General features: G+C 72.2%; 14 protein-coding genes. 3 read left to right on the top strand and 11 right to left on the bottom strand.

All coding sequences use genetic code 11. From position 1 onward, the window contains the following. Nucleotides 1–2 precede the first annotated feature (2 nt). Together GB864_RS06520 and GB864_RS06525 are read right to left on the bottom strand one after the other, a co-directional pair. The gene (locus tag GB864_RS06520; RefSeq protein ID WP_160423539.1) at nucleotides 3–335 is read right to left on the bottom strand and encodes a flagellar protein FlgN; all 333 of its coding nucleotides are present in this window, start codon (nucleotides 333–335) and stop codon (nucleotides 3–5) included. 45 nt (nucleotides 336–380) lie between these two features. After that, on the bottom strand, nucleotides 381–668 hold the full coding sequence (locus GB864_RS06525; RefSeq protein ID WP_160423540.1) for a WXG100 family type VII secretion target: 288 nt from the start codon (nucleotides 666–668) through the stop codon (nucleotides 381–383). Between the two features lie 151 nt (nucleotides 669–819). Here GB864_RS06525 and GB864_RS06530 point away from each other — a divergent pair, with 151 nt between their 5' ends. Next, the gene (locus GB864_RS06530) at nucleotides 820–1467 is read left to right on the top strand and encodes an HAD-IA family hydrolase (protein ID WP_160423541.1); all 648 of its coding nucleotides are present in this window, start codon (nucleotides 820–822) and stop codon (nucleotides 1465–1467) included. Nucleotides 1468–1483: 16 nt separating this feature from the next. Here the strand turns inward: GB864_RS06530 and GB864_RS06535 are convergent, their stop codons facing one another. From GB864_RS06535 to GB864_RS06565, 7 genes are all read right to left on the bottom strand, one after another. Continuing rightward, nucleotides 1484–2113 carry a hypothetical protein gene (locus GB864_RS06535; RefSeq protein WP_160423542.1) on the bottom strand — a complete coding sequence of 210 codons (630 nt, stop codon included), beginning with the start codon at nucleotides 2111–2113 and terminating at the stop codon, nucleotides 1484–1486. Further along, nucleotides 2110–2730 carry a hypothetical protein gene (locus GB864_RS06540; RefSeq protein WP_160423543.1) on the bottom strand — a complete coding sequence of 207 codons (621 nt, stop codon included), beginning with the start codon at nucleotides 2728–2730 and terminating at the stop codon, nucleotides 2110–2112. The genes GB864_RS06535 and GB864_RS06540 overlap by 4 nt, the downstream gene beginning before the upstream one ends. After that, nucleotides 2727–3974 (bottom strand): hypothetical protein, encoded by a 1248-nt coding sequence (locus GB864_RS06545; RefSeq protein WP_160423544.1) that lies wholly within the window; start codon nucleotides 3972–3974, stop codon nucleotides 2727–2729. Before GB864_RS06545 ends, GB864_RS06540 begins: the two co-directional genes overlap by 4 nt. A gap of 5 nt (nucleotides 3975–3979) precedes the next feature. After that, nucleotides 3980–4309: a flagellar protein FlgN gene (locus GB864_RS06550; RefSeq protein WP_160423545.1), complete on the bottom strand. Its 330-nt coding sequence runs from the start codon at nucleotides 4307–4309 to the stop codon at nucleotides 3980–3982. 101 nt (nucleotides 4310–4410) lie between these two features. Further along, nucleotides 4411–5175, bottom strand: a complete 765-nt coding sequence (locus GB864_RS06555) for a hypothetical protein (protein ID WP_160423546.1) — start codon at nucleotides 5173–5175, stop codon at nucleotides 4411–4413. Nucleotides 5176–5199: 24 nt separating this feature from the next. Then, complete coding sequence (locus tag GB864_RS06560) at nucleotides 5200–5757, bottom strand: hypothetical protein (protein WP_160423547.1); 558 nt, start codon at nucleotides 5755–5757, stop codon at nucleotides 5200–5202. Nucleotides 5758–5834: 77 nt separating this feature from the next. After that, nucleotides 5835–6206, bottom strand: coding sequence for a winged helix-turn-helix transcriptional regulator (locus tag GB864_RS06565; RefSeq protein WP_336603898.1), 372 nt, complete (start codon nucleotides 6204–6206; stop codon nucleotides 5835–5837). 64 nt (nucleotides 6207–6270) lie between these two features. On the opposite strand from GB864_RS06565, the gene GB864_RS06570 reads away from it, so the two are divergent. Beyond that, nucleotides 6271–8547 (top strand): LLM class flavin-dependent oxidoreductase, encoded by a 2277-nt coding sequence (locus GB864_RS06570; RefSeq protein WP_160423548.1) that lies wholly within the window; start codon nucleotides 6271–6273, stop codon nucleotides 8545–8547. 39 nt (nucleotides 8548–8586) lie between these two features. Here GB864_RS06570 and GB864_RS06575 read toward each other — a convergent pair whose 3' ends face one another. Further along, nucleotides 8587–9873: a serine hydrolase gene (locus tag GB864_RS06575; RefSeq protein ID WP_160423549.1), complete on the bottom strand. Its 1287-nt coding sequence runs from the start codon at nucleotides 9871–9873 to the stop codon at nucleotides 8587–8589. A gap of 94 nt (nucleotides 9874–9967) precedes the next feature. Next, the gene (locus GB864_RS18420; RefSeq protein ID WP_419672773.1) at nucleotides 9968–11275 is read right to left on the bottom strand and encodes an ATP-dependent DNA helicase; all 1308 of its coding nucleotides are present in this window, start codon (nucleotides 11273–11275) and stop codon (nucleotides 9968–9970) included. A gap of 39 nt (nucleotides 11276–11314) precedes the next feature. Here GB864_RS18420 and GB864_RS18425 point away from each other — a divergent pair, with 39 nt between their 5' ends. Beyond that, nucleotides 11315–12361, top strand: a complete 1047-nt coding sequence (locus GB864_RS18425) for a hypothetical protein (protein WP_160423551.1) — start codon at nucleotides 11315–11317, stop codon at nucleotides 12359–12361. Nucleotides 12362–12363: the final 2 nt, after the last annotated feature.

Consider the following 12363-nt stretch of genomic DNA (forward strand, 5'->3'; position numbering starts at 1 on the left):
GCTCACACCGCCTTCGGGAGTCGGGTGGTGTCGCCGCTCTCGACGCGCAGCTGCGCCGAGGCGTCGGCATCCCAATCGGCCCAGCCGCTGCCGACCTGGTCGACCTTCTGCTGGATCTCCTCGAGCTTCTCGCGGAGGGTGTCCCGCTTGTCGTTCCAGGCCGACTCGAACTTGCCGGCCGCATCGCGCAGGCCGCCGCGGCCGAAGGGTCGTCCGATCGCCGCTTCGAGCGCATCGCCGCGCGCTCCCGCACGGTCGAACTCGACGATGATCTGCTTGAGCGAACCGTTCAGCCTGTTGAGCACGTCGTAGGGGATCTCGACTCCGCCGGACACCGGCGCCTCCCGTCAGTCAGTCGGTGCCGGAGCACCGGTATGGCGTCAGTTGCCGGCGAGCGCCGAGTCGGTGTCCTTGATGGCCTGCTGCATCTTGCGCAGCGAGTCGGCCATGTCGGAGATGCCCTCGATGGCCTTCTCCAGACCGCTCGTGAGCTCCGTGTAGCCCTCGCCGAACTTGCCCGACGCGTGCTGCGTCTTGAAGTCGTCGCCCAACAGACGGTCCACATCGCTCTTGAGACGACGCAGCACGTCGCCGATCTCCTCACGACCGCTGTCGAGCTTGCCCGACATCGCTTCCATCTCGCCGTAGGACGCCTTGAAATCAGCCATGTACCTGCTCCTCGTTTCGGGTGACGGGGTCGGTCGGTGCCGACCCGGAACGACCCTACCGGGACGCGAGCGCACGGCCGATTCGTCATCCACAGCCCCGGTGACGGAGCCGCGCTACCGGGCCCGCTCGTGGACCGGCAGAATCGATCCGATGACGATCACGCTCACCGCACGAGGCCTCCTCTTCGACATGGACGGCACGCTCGTCGACTCGCTCGACGTCGTCGTGCGGATCTGGTCGGGGTTCGCCGTCGACCAGGGGCTCGACCCGGAGGTCGTCCTGGCCGCTGCCCACGGGGTGCGCATGGAGGACACGATCGCGCGCTTCGCGCCCGAGGGCTCCGACCTCGACGCCCTGCACGACCGATTCCAGCGGATGGAACTCGAGGACGTCGGCGGTGTGCGCGAGGTCCCGGGCGCTCGTGCGCTGCTCGCGAGCCTCCCCTCCGACCGCTTCGCGATCGTGACGAGCGCGACGCCCGAGCTCTACCGGATCCGCATGGAGGCGGCAGGGCTGCCGCTCGGGGCGACGGTGGTGGACGCCGGCTCGGTGTCGGCGGGCAAGCCGGCGCCCGACCCCTACCTGCGCGGCGCGGCGCTGCTCGGCGTCGATCCGACCGACACGATCGTCTTCGAGGATGCCGAGGCGGGCATCCGCTCCGGGCTCGCGGCGGGGGCGACGGTCGTCGTGGTCGGCGACCACGAGTCCGACGCGACCATCGGGCTCGCCCGCATCGCGGACTACCGCGACGTACGAGTCGAGGTAGACGACGCCGGGCTCGTGCTGCGTATCGGCTGACCGCCCGGGCCGGCGCTCAGTCGACGGCGGCCCCGGGGTCGGCAGGCCGCCCGGGCTCGGGTTCGGCCTCGGGCTCGGCCTCGGGCTCGGGGACCGAGCGGAGCCCCAGCAGGAGTTCCCGCAGCGGTGCATCCGCGAGTCCCGCCATCGTCGTGGTCGTCGGCTCGCTCGTGATGCGGATCGCCAAGGCGGGCGTGTCGATGAGGGCGCCGAGGAGTGCGACCGCGGGCTCGCCGGCCCCCGCGGGCAGCACGGCCCGGACGACGATGCCGCGCCCGAGACCGGGGACGTGCAGATCCTCGACTGCGGGCGGCAGCCCGAGGGGCAGGTCGCCGAGCAGCACGGTGAGCGGATCGGTGCCCCACGGCAACGGGTCGGCGATCTCGAGGTGGAACAGCGCCGCCGCCGGCCGCGGCGTCGGCCAGAACAGGAGCCCGGGCTCGTCGTCGCCCGACACGGCCTCGAGCGCGGCGCGCGCCACGTCGTGGGCCCGCACGTCGACGGCGGGATCCGCCGTGCCGCGCGAGTCGGCGTTGCGGGCGACGATCGAGCCCGCCCACGCCTCCGGCGTCAGGTGGTCGCCGAAGGGGAACCGGTTCGGCACGACCGCCCAGAACCGGTCGTCGAGGTCGAAGCGGAGACTCACTCGGGCCTCCATGCGAACGTCGACACGATGGCGTCGCTCAGCTCCTCGAACCCGCGCTCGAGCGGCTTCGCCCCGTCGTCGTCGGGCTCCGGGAGCAGCAGGACGGTCGTGAACTGCAGCGCGTGCGTGCGCCGATCCGGGAAGGGCGTGAGGTAGGAGATCGTGCGCTGCCGCACGGTCTGGCCGCCGAGCGCCGTCTCGGCGTCCTGGACGTGGCGGATGAAGCGCTGATCACCGCGAAGGGCCGTCGCGCCGCGGCGGACGAGGTCGGCGACGATCCCGTCGAGGCTGCCGCCCTCCGGTCCGACCCGCACCGCGACCGTGATCGACATCGGCGCGACGAGCCCGTCGCCCCAGGCCTCGGTCTGCAGGTAGACGCGCTCCACGCCGGCGCCGCGCATCCCGGCGAACGCCCGCCCCGACATGGCGCGGTACCGGGCGAGCAGGTCGGGTCGGTGCTCGCCGCGGAGGCGATTCGCGACGAGTCCCGTGAGCTCCCGCTCGGCGTCGGCGGAAGCCGCGAACTCGCGCCAGCCCGACGGGAGCATGAGCGCATACGGGGGCGTCGGCGTCGCGCCGCCGGAGAGCTCGTCGCGGAGGGAGGGTCGGCCGGTCACGAGGCGAGCTGGCCTTCCCACGTCTCCACCTGGCGATCCGCCGACTGGTCGGCGATGAAGTCGTAGACCGTCTTGCCGAGCTGCACGGGTGAATTCACGACCCAGCCGTAGTGGCCGAGGACGAGTCCGGCGGCGCCCCAGCCGTTCGTCGCCGCGTCGGCCGCCTCGTCGGCGAAGCCCATGCCCATGAGGCGCGCCGCGATGTCGTCGAGCCCCGAGCTGCCGCGGAAGGAGGTCATGAGCGACGTCCAGCGCCCGGCGCCGAACACGCGCGACGTCTGGAACACGTCGTCGAAGCCGGTGACGGCCAGCCGCAGCGTCGTGCGGCCCGAGGCCGTGCCGAGGCCGCCGGTGAAGCCGTCGAGCATGGCGACCGCTCCCGACTTGAAGCCCCCGGAGAACTTCGCGATGCTGCCGAACGGGATGACGCCGATCACGGCGACGCCCACTTCCCAGAGTTCGGCGTCGCCGCGACGCCACTGGTACGTCGTCGCGATGAGCGCGGCGATGGCGACGACGGCGCCGATCGCGGCGATGATCGGCCCGCCGATGACGAAGGCCGCGATGGCCAGGACGACGCCCGCGTAGGTGAGCACGACCTGCAGGACCTCGACGAATCCGTCGACGTCGTCCCAGAACCCGTCGCTGATGCCGCCGTCGGTCGCGTCCTGGATCGAATCGGCGGCGAGGTCGAAGGCGTTCGCCCAGGTCTCGTACTCGCCGTCGAATCGCACGCCCGCCGTGACGAAGTCGGCGTGCGCGTCGTCCATGGCGCGCTGGGCGTCCGCCGCGTCCTCGTCGCGGGTGCGCTGCTCGAGCTCGCGCGCCGACGGGTCGGCGGCGACCGTGATCGACATCGGGGCGAACCGGGCGAGCTTCGCGTGCGTGTTCGCCTGCTCGGCGCGGGCGTAGTCGTCCCACGCCGTCTGGCAGCTCGCCACGATGGGCCGCATCGCGCGCTGGACCTCGGCGAGGACGTCGGCGTACACGACGAGCGCGGCGCCGGAGGGCCGGTACCGCTCGGCGGCGAGCGCGAGTTCGCGGTCGATCTCGCCGATGACCTCGACGACCTGCTCGATCGAGAGGCCTTCCTGCGCCGCCGCGCCGTCGGCCATGGCCCGCAGCACGCCGGCCGCACCCGTCATCTGCTCGCCGAAGTCGACGATGTCGCGCCCGCGCGTGCGGATGGCGGCTGCGTCGCCGAGGACGACGGAGATCTCATGCCCGCCCGGTGACCGATCCATGGCGGTTACTTCGCCGACGGGAGGGTCGAGACCTCGTCCACCGAGACCGAGAGACTGCGGGAGGCCCGGTCGTCGAAGTCCGCCCAGCCGGTAAGCACCTTCTGGACCCGTTCCTGGATGGTGCGGAGGTCTTCGGTGAGCGCGCTGCGCCGGTCGTCCCAGCCGGATTCGAACGAGGATGCCTCGTCGCGCAGCCGGCCCTTGCCGTACGGCCGGTCGATGGCGTCCTCGAGCGCGGACGAGCGATCGCCGGCGCGTTCGAACTCGACGATGATCTGCTTGAGCGACCCGTTGAGCTCGTTCAACGCGTCGTACCGGATCAGCACGTCGGCCATCGGCATCCTCTCTGCTGCGTTCGCCGGACGGCAAACGCTCCGCGACACTATCGCGAACGGCGAGGCGGTGGCTCGCGCCGTCCACACCGCGCCGTGCGGTCTTATCCGAGCGCGGCTCGGCGGGCCTGGACTTCGAGGGCCCACGCCCGGCGGGCGAGCCCGCCGAGGGGTGCGGCGAGCAGGTCGGAGCGCTCGGCTTCGTCGATGACGCCGTGCTCGGCGAGGATGCCCGTCGCGCGCTCGAGGTCCGCCGCCAGGTCGGCGCGGTCGCGGTCGGACAGCGCCGCGAGCGAGGCGCGGAGGGCGTCGGCTGCGGTGGGCGGGGTCGGTGCGGCGGCGGATCGGCGCCGGATGACGACGAACGCGACGACCTCTGCGATCGTCATGAGCGCAGCGGCGATCGCCGCGAGTGCACCGGACACGGGGGTCGTCGGGACCGTGAGCGCGGTCAGCACGACGGTGAGCGCGCCGAAGCCGGCGCCGACCGCGGCGAGGACGCCTTCGCGCGGCGAACCGTGCCAGTCGGCACGTCGCCACTGGAGCACCCGGCGCACCGCGACGACGAGGCTCAGCGCGGCGACCGCGATGAGGGCGCCGGCCGGGACGGGGCCGTCGAACGTGCCGGCGACGAAGAGGACGCCGGGGATCAGGACCGGCAGGAAGTCGACGACGACCTCGAGGACCCCGAGCGCGAGGTCGTGGCGCGGCGGCTCCCGATCGAGCGCTTCGGTGGCTGCTGCGAGGGCGGCGGCGGGCTCAGGTCGGCTCGCGAACTGCGCTGCTTCGAGCGCGCGCTGGTCGAGGGGGTCGCCCGAGGCGACGATCGAGTGCGCGTAGTCCGTCGCGGTCCGGTGCACTGCAGTCACCGGAGCATCCTAACGACCCGCCGTTCAGGCGCCGGGCGGGTCGTGGAGGCCGACGCGATCGGGGACGTCGAAGGGCAGCCGCGGCAGCCAGTCGGCGGGTTCGGGCCACGAGCGCGATGCGGGCAGGGATTTCAGCTGCGCTCGCAGCGCGGGCAGCGTCGGCTCGACGGGCAGGACCCGTTCGGGGGCGCGGTGCGCGAGGGCGCCGAGCCACCAGTGCTTCCAGGTGCCGGGCAGGTCCTGCGGTCCCGCGACGACGTAGTAGTCGGGCATGACGGCCTCGCCGGCGGCGAAGCGCCCGAGTACATCCTCGACCTCCGCTTCGAGCACCCCGAGCGTCGAGCGCTCGTCGTAGAGCTCGACCCAGGCGGCGGCGACGTGCTCGAGCGGATCGGCGTCGTGCACGACGTAGGGCGTCCGGGCGCCCGAGAGCAGGTGCGCGGCGACTGCCGGATCCGTTTCGCGGAGCGAGAGCGCCAGCAGCGCGGGCAGATCGTCGAGGCCGGCGAGCAGCCGCTCGCGGTCGGCGCCGACGAGTGCGACGACGGTCGATCTCGGTGCGTTCCCCGGTGTGCGGCCCATGCTCCACGCTAAGCCGTTCCCGCCCGTGCGGCGGGGACACGCCGCCGAATCGTGATCCGGCGCGTCGCGACGCCCCGTCAGGCCGTGCGGCGCTCGTCTTCCTCGAACCCGGCCGCGTCGGTCTCCGCGTCCTCGATGCCCCAGCGCACGAGGGGCGTCATCGCGGCCATGAGCGAGCGGCCTCGCGGTGTCAGGGCGTAGCGCACCTGCACCGGGGTCGTCGGCACGACGGTGCGGATGACGAGGGCCGCGGCCTCGAGCTCGCGCAGCCGGACGGCCGCCATGCGGTCGCTCAGCCCGTCGACGGCGGCGACGATCTCGCTGAACCGGTTCGCGCCGCGGGCGAGGGCGAGCAGGATGCCGGAGCTCCAGCGCCGGCCGACGGTCTCGACGGACGATTGGAAGCGTCGGCACGCTTCGTCGTCGATATGCATCCACTGGTCAGTCACTCACGTATCGTAAGCCGCTCACGCGGTACTTTTCCTGTGCAGACCTCGGGGGGAGGATCGAGACATGCCCGACTACGGCCACGACCTCCGCTTCGGCACGTTCATCACCCCCGTCAACGCCGACCCGGACCAGCCCGTCCGGCTCGCGCAGCATGCCGAGCACGTGGGTTTCGACCTCGCCACGTTCCAGGACCACCCGTACCAGCCGGCGTTCCTCGACACGTGGACGCTGCTGAGCTGGGTGGCCGCGCGCACCGAGCGCATCCACGTCTCGGGCAACGTCCTGAACCTCGCGCTCCGCCCGCCCGGCGTCCTCGCCCGCGCGAGCGCGAGCCTCGATCTGCTGAGCGACGGCCGCTTCGAGCTCGGCCTCGGCACCGGCGGCTTCAACGACGCGGTCGTGAGCCTCGGCGGGCCGACGCGCACTCCGGGTCAGGGCGTCGAAGCCCTCGACGAGGCGATCGACGTCATCCAGGGCATCTGGTCCGCCGGCGAGCGCGGCGGCTTCACCTACCCGGGCGAGCACTACCAGACGAAGGGGGCGAAGCGCGGCCCCGCGCCCGCCCACGACATCCCGATCTGGGTCGGCGCCCTCAAGCCCCGGATGCTTCGCCTCATCGGCCGCAAGGCCGACGGCTGGCTGCCCTCGCTCGGCTACCTCGGCGTCGACGGGCTCGCCCCCGCCAACCGCACGATCGACGGGGCCGCCGTCAAGGCCGGCCGCGACCCCCGGGAGATCCGGCGCCTGCTCAACGTCGGCGGGCGCTTCGGCGAGCGCCGCGGCGGACTGCTCGACGGGCCGCCCGCGCAGTGGGTCGAGGAGTTGCTGCCCCTGGCGGTGGAGCACGGCGTCTCGACGTTCATCCTCGCCGGCGACGACCCGCGGGCCATGCAGGTCTTCGCCGAGGAGGTCGCCCCTGCGCTGCGCGACGCCGTCGCCGCCGAACGGCGCACGGCCGGCACCGAGACCGGGGCCGTGCGCTCGAACTCGGCGCTCGCCGCCCGGCGGCCGGGTATCGACTACGAGTCCATCCCCCCGCGGCTCGCCGAGCGCGCCGTCGAACCGGGCGACTTCGGCTACGCCGACGTACGCAGCACGTACATGCGCGGCGGATCGCCCGGCCTCGTGCTGCGGCCCGACGACGTCGACGGGCTCCGCGAGGCGCTCGCCTTCGCGCGCGCCCAGGACGTGCTCGAGACCGTCCCCCTCAGCATCCGCTCGGGCGGTCACGGCATCTCCGGCCGCTCGACCAACGACGGCGGCATCGTCATCGACCTCGGCGCGCTCGACTCGATCGAGGTGATCGACGAGTCGCGCCGGCTCGTCCGTATCGGACCGGGCGCCAGATGGATGGACGTCGCCGCGGCCCTCGCCCCCTACGGCTGGGCGCTCTCCTCCGGCGACTACGGCGGGGTCGGCGTCGGCGGCCTCGCGACGGCCGGCGGCATCGGCTGGCTCGCCCGCGAGCACGGCCTGACGATCGACAAGCTCCGCGCTGCCGACGTGCTCCTCGCCGACGGCACCCTCGTCCGGGTCTCCGAGGACGAGCATCCGGACCTCTTCTGGGCCGTGCGGGGCGCCGGGGCGAACTTCGGCATCGCGACCTCGTTCGAGTTCGAGGCCGACGAGGTCGGGGAGGTGGGCTTCGCCCAGCTCGTCTTCGACGCGGACGACACCGCGGAGTTCCTCGTGGCGTACGGCGCCGCGGTCGAGGCGGCGCCGCGCATCCTCACGAGCCAGGTGCTGCTCGGCGCTCCGCGTCGCGGCCAGCCGCTCTACGCGCAGGTCATGGCGGTCGTCGACTCCGGCGATGCCGACGAGATCCTCGCCGCGCTGCAGCCGTTCGCCGAGATCGCGCCGCTCGTCGACCAGTCGGTCGCGCTGACCACCTACCGGCAGGTCATCTCGAACGCCGCCGCCGGACCGCACCAAGGGCAGGGCGACCCCGTCTCCCGCTCGGCGCTCATCACCCACCTCACCCCCGAGCTCGCCGAGCGCTTCGCCGAGCTCGTGCGCAGCGGGGCGACCCACTTCTTCCAGCTCCGCAGCGTCGGCGGCGCCGTCGCGGACGTGCCCGACGACGCGACCGCGTACGCGAACCGTTCGGCGAATTTCGCCGCCTCGGCGATCGGCTCGAACGCGGCCCGGCTGGATGCCCACTGGTCGCACTTCGCGCGCTACTTCGACGGGCTCTACCTCTCGTTCGACACCCGCCGCGACCTCGCGGCCGTCGAATCCGCCTGGCCGGCGCCGACCTTGCAGCGCTTGCGGGCGCTCAAGGCGGAATACGACCCCGAGAACGTCTTCCGCGACAACTTCAACATCCGGCCGACCGTGTGAGCGGATCAGCCGGCCGAACGGCCGCCGTGGACGCGGGGCTCAGCCGGCCGGTTCGGGGAGCGGGCACTTCGCGTAGGAGTTGAGGTGCGCCTTGGTCTGGTCGAGGGCGAACGGCAGGCCGACCGCCGGCGCCGTCCGCCCTTCGGCGGGCGCCGCCTTCGAGGCGAGCGAGACGAGCGCGAACGCGAGCTCGCGCACGAACTTCGGACCGGAGGTCGCATTGTTGAGCGTGACGACGACCGTGAGGCCGGACTCCGGGTCGCTGTAGGCGGCGGTGAGCGTGCCGAGCTGCTCCCCCGTCGTGCCGCGCAGCGGCCCGTAGGTCTCCGCGCCGATCGCGTACTGCTGCCAGCCGACGTCGCCCATCGACACCGTCGTCGCCCACTGCGCTGCGGCCGACTCGTCGGAGAGCAGGGAGGACTGCGCGAACACCTGGGTCATGACGCGGAGGTCGTCGAGGTCGGTGATCGCCCCGCTCGCGGCACCCCCGATCGTCGGCGACTGCGAGCGCAGGTCGGTGACGACGGCGCAGTCGCCGCCAGGAGTGGCGTAGCCGCCGAGCACCCCGGCGGGCTCGAGTTCGTCGTCGCCCGGCAAGCGCGTGGCCTCGAGTTCGAGCGGCTCGAACACCCACTCGTCGGCGAGCGTCGACCAGCTCTTGCCCGTGGACTCCTGGAGCGCGAGCGCGACGAGCAGGATCGCGGCCCGGGAGTAGCTCCACCGTGCACCCGGCTCGCCCGTGCGCGACGACGCGAGCGCGTCGGAGACGAGCTCGACGTTCGACCAGCGCCGCTCCGGGTTGCCGAGGAAGTTGCCCTTCAGATCGGCGTAGTAGTCCTGCAGGCCCGACGTGCCCTGGCAGAGCTGCCCGAGCGTGATGTCGCCGACGTTCGGCAGCCCCGAGACCACCTCCGCGACGGGCTCGTCGAGCGCGAGGATGTCGTCGTCGACGGCCTTCATCAGCATCGTGCAGGTGATGAGGCCCGTCGCGGTCGTCGCGCGGAATCCCATGTCGGGCGTGACCGGCGCGGCGCCCTCGTCGAAGCTCACGGTGCCGCTCGCCGACTTCCATTCGCCGGCCCAGGGCACCCAGACGCCGGCGATCCCCCCGCTCGAGCCGCTCAGTCGCACCCCTGCGTCGAGCAGCCCCTGGAGCTGGTCGGGCAGGTCGCCGGCGAACCGGCCCTGCACCTGGTCGTAACGCGCGTCCACGTCCTTCGGCGGCGGCCCGAACGTGCAGCCCACGAGGACGAGTGAGATGAGTGCGGCGACGAGGACGACGAAACCGCCGCCCGCGCGCGCGCCGCCCCCCAGGCGGTCCGCCACGAAGCCCCCCTCGCTGATCGCGTGCGTTGTCCTGCGAGTGTAACCCGCAGAACCGGCGTGTCCAGGAGGCGCCGCCAGGACCGACCGGGACGGCTCAGCGGGGCGCGATCTCCCGCTCGGCGCCGGCCATGAACCGCTCGACGTGCTCGTCGACGATGATGTCGCTCGGCCGCATCGGGCGTGCGAGATAGAGCCCGCCCAGACTCGTCAACCGGGAGAGCGCGACGTAGGTCTGGCCGGGGCTGAAGACCCGGGCGCCGAGGTCGATGACGGCCGTGTCATAGCTCGCGCCCTGCGCCTTGTGGATCGTGACCGCCCAGGCGAGCCGCAGCGGGAACTGGATGAATTCGGCGACGATCTCCTTCTCGAGCTTCTTGGCGCCCGGGTCCCAGCGGTACTTGTACTGCTCCCAGGTGGCCGGCTCGACCTCGTGGATCTCGCCGTCGACGTCGACGAGCACCTCGCGCTTGAGCTTCACCACGGTGCCGATCGTGCCGTTGACCCAGCGCGGGCCCTCGCCCGTCACCGCGACGTCGTTGCGCAGGAACATGACCTGCGCGCCGACCTTCAGCTCGAGCCGTTCGTCGGCCGGGTACGAGCGGCCGATGAAGTCGCCGTTGACTTCGGCTTCGTTGGATTTGGAGAGGCCGGGGAGCCGGGCGAGTCGCGCCGCGTTGATGCGGTTGACGGCGTCGTTGCGCGTCGCGAGCGTGATCGCGCCGTCCTCGGGGATCGGGCGCCGCGCGCCGATGCCGTTGAGGATGCCGCCGATCTCCGCGTCGACCTGGCCGTGGCGCACCGCGTTGAGGATGTGCTTGAACTGCTCGTCGGACTGGCGGTGGATCTCGCCGAGCTCGAAGATCCGCAGGGACGCCTCGTTCCACACCTTCGCGTCGAAGAACCACATCGAGCGGTAGGTGTCGGTGTAGTAGGCGCGCTCGTGCGGGTCGCGCGGCGGCACGGGGGCGAGCTGGTACGGGTCGCCGAACAGCACCACCTGCACGCCGCCGAACGGGATGTCGGGCTTCTGGCGGGCCTGCCGCAGTGCGCGGTCCATGGCATCCATGAGATCGGCGCTCACCATCGAGACCTCGTCGACGACGAGGGTGTCCATCGCGTTCAGCAGCTTGCGGGTCGCGTCGTTCTGCTCGAGCACGTGGTCGGCGATGACCCCGATCGGCAGTCGGAAGAGCGAGTGGATCGTCTGGCCGCCGACGTTCAGGGCGGCGACGCCGGTCGGTGCGCAGATGACGATCTGCTTGGCCGTGTTCCAGTTCAGGTGGTTCAGCAGGGTCGACTTGCCCGTACCGGCGCGGCCCGTGACGAACACGTGCTCCCGGGTGCGTTCGATCGCGTCGAACACCGCCTGCTGCTCGCGACTGAGCGCCACCGATCCCGACACGGAAGCCACTGTAACCGGCTGGATCCGTACACTGGCCGGGTGGGGACGAGGGAACGGACGAGAACGCGGCGCGCGCCCGCGATCATCGGCTGGGCCCTCCTCGCGGCGCTCCTCGTCGGCGCGTTCTTCGCCTCGTTCTGGGCGCTCAACCGCACGGTCTACGGCGCCGGCCAGTTCGTCGACCGCTACCTCTCCGCCATCGCCCGCGACGACATCGCGGCCGCGGTCGCGACGCCCGGCGTCGACGTCACGACGTCGCAACTCGAGGCCCTCGGCGTGCCCGCCGACACCTCCCGCGCGATGCTGCGTTCCGGCGTGGTCGCCGAGGCGCCCGAGGACGTCGAGATCGTCGACGACGTCGCGAACGACGACGGCACCCACACGGTGTCGGTCTCGTACCGCATCGGCGACAGCATCCTCGAGAACTCCTTCCTCGTGCAGCCCATCGACCCCCTCTACGGCGTGCTGCACCGCTGGGCGTTCGCGGTCAGCCCGCTCGCGGTCGTCCAGGTCGACGTGCAGCACGGCTACTCCTTCGAGGTCGGCGACCTCACGCTCGACGCCCGCGCGGCGAAGACGGGTGAGGACCTCGCGGCGTTCACGCAGAGCGCCCCGTACCTCGTCGTCGCCCCCGCCGGCTACGTCTTCGAGTCGTCCACGACGCTCGTCTCCGCGAACGACGAGGAGTACACCGCGGAGCCCGCGACGAAGGGGGCGGTCGCCCTCGACCTGCAGCCGACCCCCGAGTTCGTCGATCGCGTGCAGGAGCAGGTCGAGGCGTACCTCGTCGACGAGTGCACCTCGCAGCAGGTGCTCCAACCCACCGGATGCCCGTTCGGCGCACAGATCGACGACCGCGTCATCGGCGATCCGACGTGGACCATCGCCTCCATGCCCACGGTCACCCTCACTGCCGGGGAGGATGCCTTCGTGATGCCGCCGACCGAGGGGGTCGCGCATCTCTCGGTGCTCGTGCAGTCGCTCTTCGACGGCACCACCGAGCAGCAGGAGTCCGACCACCCGTTCGATCTCGCGCTGAGTGCGACGATCAACGCCGACGGCGGCATCGAGGTGCAGCTGCAGTGAGG

The sequence above is a fragment of the Agromyces seonyuensis genome (genome assembly GCF_009789225.1).
Lineage (GTDB): Bacteria > Actinomycetota > Actinomycetes > Actinomycetales > Microbacteriaceae > Agromyces > Agromyces seonyuensis.